The organism is Lutimonas vermicola (genome assembly GCF_038433205.1).
GTDB lineage: Bacteria > Bacteroidota > Bacteroidia > Flavobacteriales > Flavobacteriaceae > Lutimonas > Lutimonas vermicola.
On record NZ_JBCDNA010000003.1, the window covers coordinates 87,966 to 107,004 of the forward strand.

At 35.1% G+C, this 19,039-nt stretch carries 14 protein-coding genes and 1 other RNA gene; 12 read left to right on the forward strand and 3 right to left on the reverse strand.

Features of this window, described 5'->3' with window-relative positions; translation table 11 throughout:
• Window positions 1-33: 33 nt before the first annotated feature.
• Window positions 34-1,083, reverse strand: coding sequence for a tRNA preQ1(34) S-adenosylmethionine ribosyltransferase-isomerase QueA (gene queA / locus AABB81_RS12345; protein WP_342160857.1), 1,050 nt, complete (start codon window positions 1,081-1,083; stop codon window positions 34-36).
• A gap of 138 nt (window positions 1,084-1,221) precedes the next feature.
• Here queA and ubiE point away from each other — a divergent pair, with 138 nt between their 5' ends.
• Both ubiE and porT read left to right on the forward strand, forming a co-directional pair.
• Window positions 1,222-1,950, forward strand: coding sequence for a bifunctional demethylmenaquinone methyltransferase/2-methoxy-6-polyprenyl-1,4-benzoquinol methylase UbiE (ubiE, locus tag AABB81_RS12350; RefSeq protein ID WP_342160858.1), 729 nt, complete (start codon window positions 1,222-1,224; stop codon window positions 1,948-1,950).
• A complete protein-coding gene (gene porT / locus AABB81_RS12355; protein ID WP_342160859.1) occupies window positions 1,937-2,749 on the forward strand; it encodes a type IX secretion/gliding motility protein PorT/SprT in 813 nt (270 codons plus the stop codon). Before ubiE ends, porT begins: the two co-directional genes overlap by 14 nt.
• Window positions 2,750-2,831: 82 nt before the next feature.
• Here porT and AABB81_RS12360 read toward each other — a convergent pair whose 3' ends face one another.
• Complete coding sequence (locus AABB81_RS12360; protein WP_342160860.1) at window positions 2,832-5,378, reverse strand: adenosylcobalamin-dependent ribonucleoside-diphosphate reductase; 2,547 nt, start codon at window positions 5,376-5,378, stop codon at window positions 2,832-2,834.
• Window positions 5,379-5,602: 224 nt separating this feature from the next.
• Between AABB81_RS12360 and AABB81_RS12365 the strand changes: the two genes are divergently transcribed.
• Window positions 5,603-6,139 carry a hypothetical protein gene (locus AABB81_RS12365; protein WP_342160861.1) on the forward strand — a complete coding sequence of 179 codons (537 nt, stop codon included), beginning with the start codon at window positions 5,603-5,605 and terminating at the stop codon, window positions 6,137-6,139.
• 44 nt (window positions 6,140-6,183) lie between these two features.
• Here the strand turns inward: AABB81_RS12365 and AABB81_RS12370 are convergent, their stop codons facing one another.
• Window positions 6,184-7,389 carry an NAD(P)-dependent oxidoreductase gene (locus tag AABB81_RS12370; RefSeq protein ID WP_342160862.1) on the reverse strand — a complete coding sequence of 402 codons (1,206 nt, stop codon included), beginning with the start codon at window positions 7,387-7,389 and terminating at the stop codon, window positions 6,184-6,186.
• Between the two features lie 146 nt (window positions 7,390-7,535).
• Between AABB81_RS12370 and ssrA the strand changes: the two genes are divergently transcribed.
• The 9 genes from ssrA (at window position 7,536) to AABB81_RS12415 (ending at window position 19,030) form a co-directional block, all read left to right on the forward strand.
• Window positions 7,536-7,931, forward strand: a transfer-messenger RNA (tmRNA) gene (gene ssrA, locus AABB81_RS12375).
• 263 nt (window positions 7,932-8,194) lie between these two features.
• Window positions 8,195-9,448, forward strand: coding sequence for a site-specific integrase (locus tag AABB81_RS12380; RefSeq protein ID WP_342160863.1), 1,254 nt, complete (start codon window positions 8,195-8,197; stop codon window positions 9,446-9,448).
• 211 nt (window positions 9,449-9,659) lie between these two features.
• Window positions 9,660-9,920 carry a helix-turn-helix domain-containing protein gene (locus tag AABB81_RS12385; RefSeq protein WP_342160864.1) on the forward strand — a complete coding sequence of 87 codons (261 nt, stop codon included), beginning with the start codon at window positions 9,660-9,662 and terminating at the stop codon, window positions 9,918-9,920.
• 44 nt (window positions 9,921-9,964) lie between these two features.
• Window positions 9,965-11,257, forward strand: a complete 1,293-nt coding sequence (locus AABB81_RS12390; RefSeq protein WP_342160865.1) for a hypothetical protein — start codon at window positions 9,965-9,967, stop codon at window positions 11,255-11,257.
• A 6-nt stretch (window positions 11,258-11,263) separates the two neighbouring features.
• A complete protein-coding gene (locus tag AABB81_RS12395) occupies window positions 11,264-11,878 on the forward strand; it encodes a hypothetical protein (RefSeq protein WP_342160866.1) in 615 nt (204 codons plus the stop codon).
• A 50-nt stretch (window positions 11,879-11,928) separates the two neighbouring features.
• Entirely contained in the window at window positions 11,929-12,804 is an 876-nt protein-coding gene (locus AABB81_RS12400; RefSeq protein ID WP_342160867.1) for an Abi family protein, read from the forward strand.
• 295 nt (window positions 12,805-13,099) lie between these two features.
• Window positions 13,100-14,668: a type I restriction-modification system subunit M gene (locus AABB81_RS12405; RefSeq protein ID WP_342160868.1), complete on the forward strand. Its 1,569-nt coding sequence runs from the start codon at window positions 13,100-13,102 to the stop codon at window positions 14,666-14,668.
• Window positions 14,652-15,890, forward strand: coding sequence for a restriction endonuclease subunit S (locus tag AABB81_RS12410; RefSeq protein WP_342160869.1), 1,239 nt, complete (start codon window positions 14,652-14,654; stop codon window positions 15,888-15,890). Before AABB81_RS12405 ends, AABB81_RS12410 begins: the two co-directional genes overlap by 17 nt.
• Entirely contained in the window at window positions 15,887-19,030 is a 3,144-nt protein-coding gene (locus tag AABB81_RS12415) for a type I restriction endonuclease subunit R (RefSeq protein ID WP_342160870.1), read from the forward strand. The genes AABB81_RS12410 and AABB81_RS12415 overlap by 4 nt, the downstream gene beginning before the upstream one ends.
• Window positions 19,031-19,039 lie beyond the last annotated feature (9 nt).

Here is a 19,039-nt window from a genome sequence, read left to right on the forward strand (position 1 = left end):
AGTTGAACGGACGTTTAGATTTTATCCGGGTTTTTAAATAATCAACATGGCATCGCCATATGAATAGAATTTATAACCTTTTTCAATGGCCTCCTGATACGCTTTTTTCAACAGATCATGTCCTGCAAAAGCAGAGGTCATCATCATAAGGGTAGATTTTGGCGTATGGAAATTTGTGATCATGCAATTTGCTATACTGAAATCGTAGGGAGGGAAAATAAATTTATTGGTCCATCCTTCAAAAGGTTTTAAATGAGCATCTGCTGATACAGAACTTTCCATAGAACGCATCACAGTAGTTCCCACAGCACAAACTCTTTTCTTATTATCGATGGCCTTGTTCACAGCTTCAGCGGTGTTTTCAGGAATGAAAACTTCTTCAGAATCCATTCTGTGCTTGGAAAGGTCTTCTACCTCAACCGGGTTAAAAGTGCCCAATCCGACGTGAAGGGTTAATTCTTTTAAATTAACGCCTTTGATCTCCAAACGCTTTAACAAATGCTTCGAAAAATGGAGTCCTGCAGTTGGAGCTGCCACGGCACCTTCATGCTTGGCATAAATGGTTTGGTATCTTTCCTCATCAGAAGCTTCCACTTCTCTTTTGATGTATTTCGGCAGAGGTGTTTGTCCCATTTCATTCAATTTCTTACGGAACTCTTCGTAAGAACCATCATAAAGAAACCTGAGTGTTCTTCCTCTGGAAGTGGTGTTATCAATCACTTCAGCAACCAAACCACTATCTTCCCCGAAAAATAATTTATTTCCAATCCTGATCTTCCTGGCCGGATCGACCAACACGTCCCACAACCTGCTCTCAGCATTCAATTCTCTCAATAAAAATACTTCGATTCTTGCCCCGGTCTTTTCTTTGTTACCGTAAAGTCTTGCGGGAAATACTTTGGTATTGTTAAATACCAATATATCTCCTTCGTCAAAATAGTCTACCAGGTCTTTAAACGTTTTGTGTTCGATGCTGCCTTCTTTTCTGTTAAGTACCATTAATTTGGCTTCATCTCTAAGCTCAGAAGGGTATTCGGCCAATAATCCTTCAGGAAGGGTATATTGGAAATTAGATAACTTCATAGTTCTTTTTTAATTAAAATGCTTGCAAATATACAACCTCAAACTACCCTTTGTCAAGTGTTTTGCCATTTAAATTGCTTTTTTACAGCAATGGTGCAAAATGATTTTTGAATCGCTATCTTTACGCAAAATTTTCAGATGTCAAAAAAAGTGACACCATACAAGGATTCTGAGCTTGGAAAAAAAGCACAGGTAACCGAAATGTTTGACAATGTTTCGGCTAATTACGACCTCTTGAACAGGGTCCTGACCTTTGGGATCGATATCAGCTGGAGAAAAAATGTTGTAGCATTAGTCAAGGAGGGCAAGGCCAAAAAAGTACTTGATATCGCAACAGGAACCGGTGACCTTGCCATTATGATGGCTAAAGCTGATATTCATGATGTGACCGGGCTTGATATCTCACCCGGCATGTTAAACATCGGTATACAAAAAGTAAAAGACCAGGGCTTGAGTGAAAAAGTTGACATGGTGATCGGAGATTCCGAAGAGCTGCCCTTTGACGAAGGAACTTTTGATGCCATAACAGTTGCTTTTGGTGTTAGAAATTTTGAAAACCTCGAGTTGGGGCTCAAGGAGATCCACAGGGTTTTAAAACCAGAGGGGTCATTAATAGTGCTTGAAACCTCTCAACCCACTAAATTCCCGGTAAAACAGGGCTTTCAATTTTATTCAAAGTATGTCATTCCAACTATTGGAAAAATTCTTTCAAAAGATAAGAGTGCTTATGATTATTTACCTGAATCTGCAGCGGCTTTTCCGTTTGGTGAAAAGTTCAACAATATTTTATTGAAAACAGGGTTTAATAGTTCTGAAGTTTACCCTCAGACCCTCGGCGTAGCAACAATTTATCATGCAATTAAATAAAACCATGAACAGGCGATTCGTTTTATTCAGTCTTATACTCTCCTTAACCATCCCATCCGTTTTTGCTCAAAAGGAAAGGATAGAGTATTTGCCTAATTTTGATAAAAGGGCCCTTCATTTTGGGTACTATTTAGGCATCAACAACAACAGCTTTGAAATCAATTATTTTGATCAGAGCGGTTTGGACACCAATTCACCGGTAAACCCCACTCCTGAGCAGGATATGTTTGTTTCAGTCGATGCCTCCCTGGGCTTTAATATTGGTTTTGTGATTGACTACCGTTTACACAACAATATCAATCTGCGTTTTGAGCCGGGTCTGATGTCGAATGCCAAAACCATTACTTTTATCGATCCGAATTTGGATGCAGCACCGAACGGTATTCCCATTTACGGAAACTCCACCACTGATCCGGTAAGAGAAGTAGCCGGTACCTACCTTCACTTGCCCCTCCTCCTTAAATTAAGTACGAACAGGTTGAATAATATCAGGCCTTATGTCATTGGAGGCGTGTCGTATGATTACAATTTTTCGAGCAACGAAAAAAACGGGAAAGATAATTTTGAAAGAGAGTTTAGGATGACTGCCCATAATTTTATGTATGAAGTAGGTATAGGCGTTGATTTTTATATGTACTTCTTTAAGTTTACACCTTCTATCAGGGGCATTTTTGCCATAAACAATGAATTGGTCAATGACAGGAACCCGGTTGATTATCCTCAATATTCCAGTCCTTGGACGGGCCCGATAGATTTTCTTGGAACCCGCGGAATTTTTCTGAATCTGACTTTTGAATAAGGCGTAAGGAGAAAATAGTTTAATCGCTGGAAATTAAACTATTTTCTTAAATTCCCTACCCATTAATTTTTGAGTTTTGACATCATCCGCATTTAGAATGACCACAGCTCACGCATTTTAAACAACCTTCTGAATAAATAACGCCTTCGGGATCGCCGCATTCACCGCATTTTTTATCAACGGCAGCCGTACCATCCTTAACATAGCGTTTTAGCGCCCTGGCAACACCATTTTTCCAGGTATTGATATGGTCATCATACATGTTTAAATTCTGAATAAGATCGACTACGTAATGCATTGGCATTTTGTGACGGAGAATGCCTGAAATGAGTTTTGCATAATTCCAGAACTCCTTATCAAAAGATCTTGAAAGCCCTTCAATAGTGATCTTATACCCTTCTTTATCCAGATATTGAAAATCATATCTCGCTTCTCCATTCTCATCTCTGTTTTTGATGACCCAACCCTTTTCGAGCCATTGCGGCAGGTTAAATGCATCTTTCATCTTACCGGTAAATATTTCATAGGGTCGTTCATCGATCAGGCCAACAACTGCAAGCCATTTTTCAGATTCGTTGTGAAACCTTACAATATCGGCCTCGATCTTCCTTGGCCTTTTTGGGAATTGCCCTTCATTCTTGTATCCTAAATCTTTAGATTCTTTTTTATCATCTGCAATCAGGATTCCGCTTCTTGATCCGTCTCTGTATACTGTAATACCTTTAAGGCCCTTCTTCCACGAATCCATGTAAATGTCTCCAACCAGATCTTCCGTCACATCCGCTGCCAGATTAATAGTCGAGCTGATTGAATGTGTTGTGTACTTTTGAACCAATGCCTGTAACTCAACTCTTTTTTTCCAGTCGATTTCAGAAGCCGTTGCTCCTGCATACGGGCTTTTTTTCATATCGGTTTCACCGGTAACCTTCATCCATTCTTCCACTTTTTTATGGTATACGGTAAATTCTTCAAAGGCATCTCCGAGATCGTCAACGAAATCGACCCTTGCATTTTTATCATCCTGATTGATTTTTCTCCTTCTCTTATAAGAAGTCATAAATACCGGTTCAATACCCGAAGAGACTTGCGCAAGCATGCTTAATGACCCCGTCGGAGCCACTGTGCTGATCGAAATATTTCGGCGTCCGTAAATCATCATACGGGCATAGAGTTCGGGAAATTCATCCCTGAGCATTTGTACGAATTCGGATGTGTCTTCAATGTTTCGATTAAAAACTTCAAACTGACCTCTTTCAATGGCCATATCAATGCTGCTGTCAAATTCTGCAGTCATTTTACTTTTCATAATACCGTCAACCTCCTGAATGGCCTCGGCAGAATCGAATTTTAAGCCAAGAGCTCCCATGGCATCCGCCAGGGCTGTAAAACCAAGGCCTGTTCTACGTCCTTTTTTTCCTGTTTCCTGAAGCAGTTTCCAGGTTTCGATCTCATTCTGCTTGATCTTGTCAGGCTCAGGGTCACCTTCTATTTTATCGAGGATCTTATCTACTGCCTCAAGTTCAAGATCTACCAGATCATCCATCAGGCGCTGGCTCTCATATACTACTTCATATAATTTCTTATGATTGAATTTTGCTTTTTCAGTAAAAGGATGGTCAACAAAACTAAATAAGTTTACGGCAATCAGCCTGCAGCTGTCTCCACCCTGCATGGCAATCTCAGAACAAGGATTGGTGGATGAATTTTTAAAACCGGGATACAGGGAGGACGTCGAATAATGGTGTTGCCTGTCCCAAAAGATAAGGCCGGGTTCGGCAGTATTATGGGCGCTCTTAATAATCGTTTTCCATAACTCTTTGGCATCAACTTCTTTGGTATATTTAGGATCCTTTGATTCTATGGGCCATCTCAGGGTAAACGTGTCTTCGTTTTCCACAGCTTTCATAAATTCATCCGACAGTCGTACAGAAATATTTGCACCGGTAACTTTGGTTAAGTCCTGCTTGATGGTGATAAATTCTTCGATATCGGGATGGGCGATATCCATGGTAAGCATCAAGGCCCCGCGTCGACCATTTTGAGCCACTTCTCTGGTTGTGGCAGAAAAGCGGTTCATAAAAGAGACTGCACCCGTCGTGCTTCCGGCTGCATTGGATACTTTGGCGTCTTTTGGACGTAATTCTGAAAGGTCGACACCAACGCCACATCTTCTTTTAAAAAGTTGGGCCATCTGCTGATCCGTATAAAAAATTCCACCATATGAATCATAAACAGGTGGAATCACAACACAATTTGACAAAGAGGCAATGATCTCATTATTTCCGAGACCAAACATCACACTCCCCTGCGGGATGACATATTTAAAATCTTTAAATAAATTATAAATGAATTTTTCGGTTGATTTCTTTCTTTTGCGACCATAAACTGAAAGTCCTTCTACCGGAGATTCAACCTTATTGTATTTTGCCTCAATACGACCAAACTCTTTCGCCATTCTTTGATGCATGTCATCTGGTGTAAGCTCTGTATACGTTCCGTCACTCTTTTTTAGGGCATACTTGTTAATCCAGGTTGTTGCTGCCAACTCATCACCCTTAAAGTATGATAATGAGCAATTTAGAACTTCTTCATACGTATAACTTCCTTTTGTAATTTTTTCTTCCACCATGATTTTAATTAAATTTTGTATTTGAATCGCGACCTAAAATTAACATAAATGCCAAGCTATTGGAAAAGGAATTTTATTAATTATTAACAAATCATGGTTAACATTTTTTAACATTTTGGAAGTCAAGTCAGTTGGTCATTTACAGAACATTTGTCGAAAACAAAATATAATTTATAGAAAAATTGAATAATATTTCTTATTTTCTTGGCAGGAAAATAGCTTGTATGAACTATCGGTCTAAAATCTTTCTGTTATCGGGTATTTATGCCCTGGTAGCGATCTATTTCACGAAAATATTATTCTTTAACTACTACTTTAGCGAAGAAGGAAGTAATCTTTTACCAATAAGCTTCTTTGAGATAGTCATTTTTTCAATTGCCCTTGTCACCTTCGTGATAACGGTGATTACCATTTCAATCCTTGTTAAAAGAAACACCAACCCTGTAAGTTTTAAAAAAAGATTCAATTTTTTGATTCCAAGCTTGCTGGGCTGGATCATCATATTTCTTCTACTTCAGCAAAACATGAGTACCATTATTGTTCCTGTATCAATTATCATCTATGGATTGATCATACTAAATCTCAACAGGTTTGTGACCAGCAGGTTGGTCTATTTTGGAATTGCCGTTATGCTGTTGGGCATCATTTCTTATTTTATACCAGGCCATAACTGGCTATTTTTAACCCTTGGTTTTGGCGTTTTCCCAATTGTTTTTGGGCTAATCCTTTTGTGGAAACCGAAAGCACAGGCAGCAGCATAAAAAATTCATGCATTTACCCATTGACGCATTGAAGCATTTGAAATCTACTCCAATCCCTTAACATACCCCTCAAGATACTGATAACGTGGCGTGAGTTTCCCCTCCCGGGTCATCCTTGCCCGCTCCAAAATACCATCCTTATCCCCATTAAAAAAAGCAGGAATAACATGGGTAACAAAGTTTTTACTAAAGCCCTGAGAAGCATCCCTGGGCAATTCATTGGGCAGGTTGTCAACAGCCATTACAGCAATGGCATCAGCATCCATAAAATCAGTTTCCTTTTCCTGTTCTCTATCATAACCGTAAATCGGATCTGCTATGGTGGAAGCCCTGAGTGTAGAGGCAACGGGACCATCGATGTCACAACTGATATCTGCGACTACTCTTATCTTAAAATCGCTTGATTTCGCATCCTTTCTCGTAAATATGTAAGGAGCACCTGTAGCGTAAAAATGACCCGCTATATACACATCGCTCACTTTAGCAAAACGAAGAAAATCACTTTTATAGGATTCAGGATGATCAAAAAAGTCATACATGTCAATGACTTTACCATCGGTTCTTTTATTATAATCCAGCACGTCTATCTGGCAATAAACGGCTTCTTCATATGTTTTGTTCAAATAGTCATCAACGGTCACTTCCTTCAAGCCCATGCCATCTAGCATTTCTTTTGCCCCGTTGCTCACCCTTCCCTTTCCGGTAAGCACTATTTTTATATTGGGCAAACTGATTTTCTTTAATTCTTCAATACACTGGGCCTGATCAGCAAGTTCTTGCGCCTTCGGCAATAAAAAGCTGTTGTTTTTTATACCAAAGGTCCTGATCGCATTGTAGGCTCCAACGATTCCGGCATAACGGCCAAAAGCCACCAGCCTGATTTCCTTTTGGTCTGTAATCACTTCATGATCATAGAGCTCAATATTTTTATCCAAAATAGCCCTGAGCAAATCGCGGTTATAGGGCTGTTTTTTAATGGTGTGTGAAAACATAAAATATTTCTTGCCACTGACAAGCGCATCAACAGGAACTTCCTTAACCCCCAGCAATACCTCAGCAGAGGAGACATCATCGATGACTTCAATTCCATGATCAATATATTCCTGATCTGTAAATGTCCTGTTCTCACTTTTCTCGACAATAATCTCAAACTCGCTGAATGCTTGTTTTAACTGCTTGCAGCCAAGTGGCGTAAGCACAACTCTTTTATCAGGCGGGTTCTTCCGCTCTTTAATAATTCCGAATTTCATAATGTTTGTTTTAAATAAAAGCTGACAATATTTCCTGAATGACAGATTTGGAACAGTCTTTGCGCTAAGATATTTTGAATTGAACAAATGCACAAGGATTCATCTTGAATTTTATACATTTGCACTCTTAATGTTCTTTACAATTTGGGGATGACTGGTTTTGACAGCAAGATCAGTTAAAATATAAGCATGCCGAGCCATGAAATAGCACTCGTAAAAATCGATTTCAACTTTTTTAAACGGCGAAGATAATTACGCTTTAGCTGCTTAATCCGAATTATAGTAGGATCGAGCCTAGTCCCGTTAGACGGGAAAGCTAAATGTCTCTTGAAAGCCTTGGTTAACGGCGTTCAGTTTTGAGGCATCGTAAAAGTAAACCTAGAAAGATCATTGTTTCGCTGGTCTTTCGAAACTAAAGGAACTAAGCTTGAAGTAGGTCGTTTTTAGTCGGCTTCAGGCCTACAACCAAATAAAAACTAAGCATGTAGAAAGTATTTTAGTTGCTTGTTTGGACGAGGGTTCGAGTCCCTCCATCTCCACTTCTTTTATATCAAATCGTACTAAAATCCTGTAAATTGAATGTTTACAGGATTTTTTTATGCTTTTTAGTGTCAAAATTCACATAATTAAACATTTTATAGGTGTCCTATTCGGTGACCTTTTCTAGAACGATCAAATGGGTCACCAAAAGAGATGTAAATTATTGTTTTTTAATTGCTTATATCTTTATTTTCTCGATTCATATTGGTATTATTTAGTTAGGAATAAGTCTTTTTATTCCGTTTTAATTTTAATGATTAATAATATGACAAAGAATTTAAATCTTTTGTTTTACCTCAAGAAAAGTAAGGTAAATGCAAACAATGAAGCGCCTATTTATTTACGGATTACAGTGGGCGGGAAAAGGGCAGAAACCAGTACTAGCCGTCGAATAGATATCAAAAAATGGAGCAAATCGGGTCACAAAGGAATTGGAAGATCTGAATCAATTAGAAGCCTCAATGAATACCTAAATTTACTTACTTCTAAGGTTTATAAGATTCATAAAGATCTTATTGAAGAGGAAATAGATTTCGATGCCAATTCAATAAAGAATATATTATCCGGTGCCAACAAGAAGAGTAAAACCATTATTGAGGTCTTTCAGGCTCATAACAAACAACTTAAACAATTAGAAGGAAAGCAATATACCAAAGCTACTGTAAAGCGCTATGAAACCGCCTTAAAACACGTTCACAGTTTTATTATCTACAATTACAGTATTAATGATTTACCATTGAATAAAATCAATCACAAGTTTATCACAGATTTTCAATTTTACTTGATGAATGTGAAGGATCAGAGTCACAATACTGCGTTGAAATACATCAAAAATTTTAAAAAGATTGTTAAGATTGCTCTTGACAATGATTGGATCAATAAAGATCCTTTTTCAAGATTCAAAAGAAGTTTTAAGAAGGTTGACAGAGAAATTTTGACACAGGAAGAAATTGATTTAATAATCGGCAAAGATTTAAAAATCCCAAGGCTCGACTTGGTTAGAGATATTTTCCTTTTTAGTTGTTATACTGGATTAGCCTATGTGGATGTTAAATTATTATCTGAAAATGATATTGTCATTGGTATGAATGGTGAAAAGGCTATCCATATTAAGAGGAAGAAAACAAATACTGTTTCAAAGATTCCATTACTACCTTATGCTGAAACAATTATTAATAAATACCAGAATAATCCAACAGTGTTGAATTCTGGAACACTGCTGCCTGTTAAAAGCAATCAGAAGTTAAACGCATATTTAAAGGAGCTAACCGATTTATGCGGTATAATTAAAAACATCACATTTCATACCGCGAGGCATACCTTTGCTACTACAATTACTATGGCGAATGGGGTTTCTACAGAATCTATTTCTAAGATGCTTGGACACAAATCTTTGAGAACCACGCAGCATTATGCTAAAATATTAGACATTACTGTTTCTCAGGATATGGCTAAACTAAAGATGAAGCTTTCTGTTAAAAGTGAAGATTCAGAAAACAGTTTGACAGAGGCAATCTGATTAACATGAACTAACAAAATAGCCCCGATAGTTTTTTGGGGCTTTTTATTCATAAAGCTATGTTTAACTTTCGTATCGCAGATAACAATTAATCAATTCTAAATAATATTCACTTTTTTTTATCATCCAGAAACATTCTTAATTCTAGTTAGTGTATTATTTAAATAGCTCATAATAGATATGGGATTAATTAACACATAAAATAATTGAGATGAAAGTAGAATTTATTACTAAAGAAGATTTTGAGCAATTTAAAAGTGACATTACAAGTATGCTAACAACTTTAACAAACAATTCTAAACCAAAAACATGGCTTCGATCATCAGAAGTTCGCGAAATGTTAGGAATCAGTCCAGGAACATTGCAAAATATGAGAATTCATAGATATATACCTTATAGCAAAGTTGGAGGGAGTCTTTTTTACGATTTAAAAGATATAGAAGACGTTTTAGAAAAAAATAAAACAAGATAATAATAATTGGCCAGGAACAAACTGGCCATTTGAACTTTATATGTATGAAATACAGCGAATTAGAAAAAGTTTTCGTAAAAGAAAAATTAGACTTAAAAGACTCCAATATTGATATAAAAATATATGACCAAATCATGGGTTCTGGGAAAACTAGGGATGCAATAGAAAGAATGAGGCAATATGAAAAGGACGATCAAAAGTTTATTTATGTAACACCTTTTTTAGACGAAATTGAAAGGGTATCAGAAGAATTAAATCATGTCCATGCCCCTAAAAACTACATGAAACATGTAGGGTTTGAATCACAAATTAATGATGATGGACATTTTGATATTTTAAACTACTTCAACAAATTATATAAACTCCAGAATAAAGGAAATCATCTTTCAGATTTAATTAAACAAGGTAAAAACATAGTTACTACTCATCAGCTTTATAGTTCTTTTAATTCCTTTGATATTCCAAATCTTAAAGATTATATATTAATCATTGACGAAGCAATAAATCCTGTTTTTGTATTTAATATTGGATCAAGGGATTTAGAGATATTAAACAATGAAAATTTAATTCAAATAGAAGATAAAACATCTAGAGTTGCAAAAGTTGATAACGATTACACTGATGATTCCTTTAAAAGTGTTTTGAACTTTTGTAAACAAGAAAATACATTTCTCCAGAACAATGCTTTTATCTCTATATCTCCAATAGATCTATTCCTGTCCTTTAAAGAAATTCAAATTTTAACCTATTTATTTGAGGGTTCAATTATGTCAGCATATTTTAGATTGTTTAATTTGGAGTATACATTTATCAACAAATGCAGCCAAAGAACCATTAAGAATAAAATTAAATACAATTTAACCATATATGAAGGAGATAGAAATCAGAACAGTAAAAGACATCAATGTAATTTAAGTAAATCGTCTATTGCAAGAAAAAACAGATCTGAGATTCAGAAATTAAATTTAGATACTGCTTATGTATTCAAACGTCAATTCAAAACTAAATCTGATGATAACGCATTCACAACTTTTAAAGATTTTGAGGGAAAATTATCTGGCAATGGATATAAAAAAGGGTTCATCGCCATTAATGCTAGAGCTACCAATAGCCATGCGCATAAAAAATCAATGGCCTACTTAGGAAACAGATTTCTGAATCCTGAGTTAAAAAACTTTTTCATAAGCAATGGATCGCCCATAGATGAGGATCAATGGGCATTATCCGAAATGATTCAATGGATATGGAGAGGATGTATTCGAAATAATGAACCTATGAATCTATATATACCGAGTTACAGAATGAGATATTTACTTTATACATGGCTAAAAGCTTAACTCTTGATGAGAAAACTATTTGACATATCTGGACTTTTTTACAAGATTGGTGAATTTAAATTCAGAAAATACCTAAACATCAAACTGAAGAATTCTTTTAAGCAAAGGCCAGATCTTATGGTTATAATGATGAACCCTGGAGCCTCCAAACCCATAGATGAAATCGACAACAACGATTCAGAATCAGAGGCAATTCCTGATAGAACCCAAAATCAGATCATGAAGGTAATGATAGCTTGTAAGCTAGAATTTGCAAGGGTTTTAAACCTCACAGACATACGTGAACCTAAATCTAACAGGATGTTCTTAAAAGCCAAGGAAATTGATCAAAAGGGCATACCACATTCCATATTTGATCCACGAAGAAAAAAGGAATTTACCTCCTTGTTTATAAAAGGTATTCCAGTAATATTTGCCTGGGGAGTTGGTAAAGAATTAAAAGATCTAGCTGAAATGGCTATTGAAGCCATTGGTAATGATAATCGAATTGGCCTGAACAAAAAAGATTTTGATTGGGCTTATTATCATCCCTTACCTCAGGCATATAAAAAGCAAATTGAATGGGTTGATAAAATAACTAAATCCTTATTATTTAATTCCAAAAATGAAGATCCTTTATGAAATGATTGATACTTTTGACTATCTCAAAAATTGACCAATTATTCTCAAAAATGGCAAACAAAGCTACAAGTATTGATAATCAAATTATTAAACTACGAAATCGCGGAATGATATTAGACTTTGAAGAAGCCAAACTCAAAGAAATTCTTTTAGATATTGGCTATTATCGTTTAGGTTTTTATTGGCATCCATTCGAAGTTGATGAAGATCACAATTTCCAAAAGAATACCAGATTTTCAAATATTCTGAATTTATATTATCTCGATGTCGACTTGAGGTATCTTCTCATAAAGTATATAAATAGATTTGAATTAAACTTTAGAACCAACCTCATCTATTGGCCCTCCATGAAATATGAAAACAACTGTTTTTGGTATACCGATCCAAAAATTATGTCGAAAGAGTATATTAGAAACTTAAAAAGATATTATAATTTTAACTTCATAAATAAAAATTTCCAAATTAAGCGTCACCACGAGAATTATCCAGATCATAAATATGCTCCATGTTGGAAAACATTCGAATACTATACTTTCGGATCAATTTCGAGGATTTATGAAAGCATTTTAGATGAGGAATTAAAGAAAGAAATTTCATCAAAGTATCAGATTAAAAAGTTTCAAAAGTTTCAGAATTTTCTTGATACATTAGTATTTGTTCGTAATAGTTGTGCCCATAGTGGAGTTATTTATGATCTAAATATTGTCTTTGGGGTTAATGAATTGCCTAATATTAAATTTAATAATGGAAACAGTCATCAATTGGACGCTGCGATTAAAGTTTTGCTGTTTTTACTTGATGAAATTTCCTTAAATAGGAAAAATGAGTTACAGGATTCTTTAAATAATTTGTTTTCAAAGCATGCTGAAAATGAGCAAATTAAAGATGTAATCACAAAAAAAATCGGATACTCATTTCCTAGTTGATTTAATATTGATTATATTTGCCCTTACTTAAGTGTCCTGTTCTTCATTTGCATTAATGGTGCACTATAAAAGAATAAATAACCTCAGATTCGTCTGAGGTTTTTTATTTATAATCATCTATACTACGGATGATTAAATGGATAAATTTATTTCTTAGTTAAACAGCCCGTAAAACCTAATTTTTAACGTTTTTAAATTACGTGTTTCCTCATGGTGATTTAAACCGATATGACTAATTTAGTCGTTTATCAGAATTGAAAACTAGAGTACATTAAATAAGAGATATAAAATGTCTATGGCAAAAAAAGCAACAGTAAAAAAAACAAAATCAATGGAAGAAACCCTATGGGATTCCGCCAACAAACTGAGAGGAACTGTAGAATCCTCAGAATATAAACATGTTGTACTTGGGTTGATCTTCCTAAAGTTTGCTAGCGACAAGTTTGAAGAACGCAGACAGGAGCTAAAAGATGCAGATCAAGATCAATTTTTAGAAATGGTGGAGTTCTACACCATGAAGAATGTCTTTTTCTTACCAGAAGAATCTCGATGGAGTCACATTATTAAAAACTCTAAGCAAGACAACATTGCTCTGATAATTGATACTGCTCTTCATACCACCGAAAAGAATAATCCATCACTAAAAGGAGCTTTACCAGACAATTACTTCTCTCGTTTAAATATGGACGTGAGCAAGTTGGCTGCTTTACTTGATACTATTAACAATATTGACACCCTTAAGGACAAACAACAAGACATTGTAGGACGTGTTTATGAATATTTCTTAGCAAAATTTGCAATTGCAGAGGGAAAAGGAAAAGGAGAATTCTATACACCTAAAAGTATTGTAAATCTTATCACCGAAATGATTGAACCATATAAGGGAAAAATATATGATCCTGCTTGTGGCTCGGGTGGAATGTTTGTACAATCCATGAAGTTTATTGATAGTCATAATGGAAATAAAAAGGATGTTTCTATTTACGGACAAGAATACACTTCTACTACCTATAAACTGGCTAAAATGAACTTAGCCATTAGAGGAATCTCAGCCAATTTAGGTGCTGTACCAGCCGATACATTTTCGAAGGATCAACACAAAGACTTAAAAGCCGATTACATTATGGCGAATCCTCCTTTTAACCAAAAGGATTGGAGAGCTGACAATGAATTATTAGATGATCCTAGATGGAGAGGATATGAAGTGCCACAAACAGGAAATGCGAATTATGCTTGGATTTTGAATATGGTTTCCAAATTGTCTGACAATGGAGTTGCTGGATTTATACTGGCTAATGGTGCTCTATCTGGCGGAAGTGAAGAGTATAAGATCCGAAAGAAACTGATTGAGAACGGATTGGTAGAGGCGATTGTAATTCTGCCCAATAAAATGTTCTATACCACCGATATTAGTGTAACACTTTGGATTGTCAACAACAATAAGAAAAAAAGAACCGTCAAACTGAATAATATTGAAAGGAATTACCGAGATAGAAAAGATGAAGTTTTATTCATGGACTTACGTGAAAAAGGTGTCCCATTTGAGAAAAAGTACATTCAATTTACGACAGAGGTTACTGAAGAAATAGCTGAAACATATCATAAATGGCAGCAAAAGGATAAAGGATATGAAAACATTCCTGAATATTGTTATTCTGGATCTCTGGATGATATTAGAAGCAAAGACTATGCCCTTGCTGCTAGCAAGTATATTGAATTCATCAATAGAGATGAGAATATCAATTTTGATGAAAAAATGGCGGCTTTACAAAGTGAGTTTTCAGAGTTATTAAAAGAAGAAGAACAATCAAAAAAGGATTTCCTCAACGTATTTAAAGAAATTGGATATGAAATCGAGCTATAAAAGATTAGGAGATTTCATACATAAAATTGATGTGAGAAATAAAAATTCTCAAAACATCAAACTTTTAGGCCTAAGCATGACCAAGAAATTTAGGCCTCATGCTTCCAATATTATTGGTACTGATTTATCCAGATATAAAATCGTTGATCATTGGCAATTTGCTTGTGATTTTATGTCTACTATTCGTGTTAGAAAATTACCTGTTGTACTTCAAAAGAATGATGAACAAATAATTGTTTCTCCAGCCTATACCGCTTTTGAGGTTATAGATTCGAACGAGCTTCATCCAGAATATTTAATGATGTGGTTTAGACGTGAGGAGTTTGATAGATATGCTTACTTCTGTTGTGATAGTGCAGTACGAGGCGGTTTTAATTGGGATGAATTATGTGATGTGAAATTACCCGTCCCATCAATCGATAAACAACGAGAAATTGTAAAAGAATACAACACTATTGTTAATCGCATAAAGCTGATTGAGGAGATCAATCAAAAATTAGAAGAAACGGCTCAAGCGCTTTATAAGCATTGGTTCGTAGATTTTGAATTTCCTAACGAAAACGGTCAGCCTTATAAATCTTCTGGTGGGAAAATGGTTTATAATAATGAATTGGATAAAAATATTCCTGAGGTGTGGGAAGTTAAGGCATATACGGAGGTGGTAGAACTAAAAGGAGGAGGAACTCCTAGGACAACCGAACCAACTTTCTGGGGTGGTAATATTCCTTTTTTCACTCCAAAAGATATTGATGATTCCTACTACTGTTTAATTACTGAAAAATATATTACTGGTGCTGGATTAGACAATTGTAGTAGTAAACTATATCCTAAAAACACTGTATTTGTAACAGCTCGGGGCACTGTTGGTGCTATTTCGTTAGCAGGTTCGCCTATGGCAATGAACCAAAGTTGTTATGCAATTTTAGGAAATGACATAATTGGAGCCTATTACATTCATCAACTAACTCTAGAAACTATCAAGTCTTTAAAAAAAGAAGCTGTAGGTGCGGTTTTTAAAGCATTAGTAACTAAAGATTTTGAAGGTAAAAAAGTTTTGGATCCAGGTAAAGTATTATCTAAAGCATATGATTCTAAAATTACTCCTATCTACGATACTCTTTTAAATAATTCAAAACAAATCAATGCTTTAAAAAAACTTACAGATTTAGTACTTCAAAAAATCTCTAAAGTAGAATCCATTCAAACTACTGAAACCACATGAAATTCACGGAAGCACAATTAGAACAGGCTTTTATTGAGCTATTGGGACAAGAAGACATTCCTCATATGTTGGGTGGAGATATAGTTCGTTTAGAAGAAGAAGTTTTAATCAAAGAAGATCTAAAAGTATTTTTACTCGACCAATACAAAGCAGACAACTTAACTGAATCCGAAGCCCACCAAATCATTAAACGATTAGAAAAAATTTCGTCTTCTGATTTGTATGAGAGTAACAAAAAATTCATGAAATTGGTGTCAGATGGTTTTGCTTTAAAGCGTGAAGACCGTTCTCAAAAAGACATTTGGATTTATCTCATTGATTATTACGAGAGCAATAACAACACTTATAAAATTGTTAATCAGTTAGAAATTGTAGGCTATCAAAGACGTATTCCAGATGGTATTTTGTACATCAATGGTTTGCCTTTAGTAGTATTTGAATTTAAGAGTGCTATTCGAGAAAATGCAACGGTTCATGATGCGTATGTGCAGTTAACCACTCGCTATCAAAGAGACATTCCAGAGCTTTTTAAATACAATGCGTTTTGTGTCATCAGTGATGGTGTAAACAACAAAGCAGGTTCGTTTTTTGCACCTTATGAGTTCTACTACGCCTGGCGTAAAGTGGAAGGATTAGATAATGAAGTAGATGGCATTGATTCCATGTACACTCTTATTCAAGGTATGTTTAACCTCAATCGTTTACGAGACATTATTCGCAACTTCATTTACATACCAGACGCTTCTAAGAAAGATGAAAAAATAGTATGTCGATATCCGCAGTATTATGCAGCAAATAAACTAGCAGAAAATATCAAGCTCCACCAAAAACCATACGGTGATGGAAAAGGTGGAACTTATTTTGGGGCAACAGGATGTGGTAAGAGTTTCACCATGCTTTTTCTCGCTCGTATATTAATGAAAAGTGTACATTTTTCAAGCCCTACAATTATCCTAATTACTGATAGAACGGATTTGGATGATCAGCTTTCAGGAACATTTACTAATGCCAAAGGATTTATTGGAGATAATAACATAATAAGTGTTGAAACAAGATCAGAACTAAGAGACAGACTTCAAGGAATAAAAAGCGGGGGAGTTTATTTAACAACTATTCATAAGTTCACTGAAGACACTGAACTTCTCACTGATAGATCAAATGTAATTTGTATTTCTGATGAAGCCCATCGAAGCCAGCTGAACCTTGATCAAAAAGTAAAGGTGACTAAAACAGGGGTTAAGAAAACCTATGGATTTGCAAAATATTTACATGATTCTTTACCTAATGCAACGTACGTTGGTTTTACAGGAACTCCGATTGATGCCACTATAGACGTATTTGGTGAAGTCATTGACTCGTACACTATGACCGAATCTGTAGTAGATGAAATTACGGTTCGTATCGTTTACGAAGGTCGGGCAGCAAGGGTGTTATTAAATAATAAAAAACTTAAAGAAATTGAAGCCTATTATGCTAAATGTGCTGAAGATGGAGCTAATGAATACCAGGTAGAAGAAAGTAAAAAGGCGATGGCTCAAATGAATGCTATTATAGGTGATCCTGATCGATTAAAAACTGTAGCAGATGATTTTATTAAGCATTATGAAAATAGAATTACGGAAGGTGCAACTGTAAAGGGGAAAGCAATGATTGTTTGTAGTAGCCGCCCCATTGCCTTTGAATTATACAAATATATAGTAGCGTCACGTCCAGAGTGGGCAAAGGTCAAAGCATTTGAAGAGGGAGCTGAGCTTTCAGATAATGAGAAGAAACAAATTAAACCGATTGAGAGGATTAAAATGATTATGACACGTCATAAAGATGATCCGAAAGAAATGTATGATGCCCTTGGAACTAAGGACTACCGTAAAGAATTAGATCGTCAGTTTAAAAATGAGAAATCCAATTTTAAAATTGCTATTGTTGTAGATATGTGGCTGACTGGTTTTGATGTTCCATTTCTTGATACCATGTATATTGACAAACCCATTCAACAACATAGTTTAATTCAAACCATTTCTAGAGTAAATCGCAAATTTGGAACTAAGAAAAAAGGATTAATTGTTGACTACATTGGTATAAAGAGTCAAATGAATAAAGCGTTAAAAAAGTATTCAAAAATTGATGGGAAAAATTTTGAAGAGATAGCTAGTTCTATTGTTGTTGTAAAAGATCATTTAAACTTATTAGCAATGCTTTTTCATCAATTTGATACTCTCCCATACTTTACTGGAGAACCTTTAAAACAGCTCGATTGCTTAAAGAGGGCTGCTGAATTTGCGCAACTTACAGAAAAACAAGAATTGCGTTTCATAGGATTGGTAAAACGTTTGAAATCTGCATATGACATCTGTTGTGGAAGTGAAGAATTTAATCAATCTGAAAAGGATCATATTCATTTCTATTTGGCTATTCGTTCAATAGTTGTAAAATTAACAACAGGAGGTGCTCCAGACACTGCTCAAATGAATGCAAAAGTTCGAGAAATGATAAAAGAGGCAATTCAAAGTGAAGGAGTTGAAGAAATCATCAAATTAGGAGATGATTCTGAAACTAAAATAGACATTTTTGATCCTGATTATTTGGAGAAGATTAATAAAATAAAACTGCCCAATACTAAAATCAAGCTATTGCAACAGCTTTTAGGGAAAGCTATAAATGAGTTTAAAAAAGTCAATAAAATAAAGGCTGTCAATTTTTCTAAAAAGATGAATAAATTGGTAGACGCATACAATGATAGAAAAGCAGATGTGCTACAAAGTGAAGTTTTGGAAGACTTTACAGATGAGATCATCAATCTGTATCATGAACTTGTAAAGGAAAAAGATTCATTTGCTGATTTAGGGATTGATTTTGAAGAAAAAGCCTTTTACGATATCCTTAAATCCCTTTGCATAAAGTATGACTTTGACTATCCAGAAGATAAACTTTTGAATTTAGCTAAGAAAGTAAAAATAGTGGTTGATGATAAAGCTAAATATACTGACTGGAATCGCAGAACAGATATTAAAGCAGAATTGAAAGTGGATTTGATTATCCTTTTAGCTGAAAATGGCTATCCTCCAGTTGACAAAGATGAGGTATATAAAGAGATTTTTGAGCAAGCTGAGAATTTTAAGAAATATAATAATGCCTCTTGATTAATATGT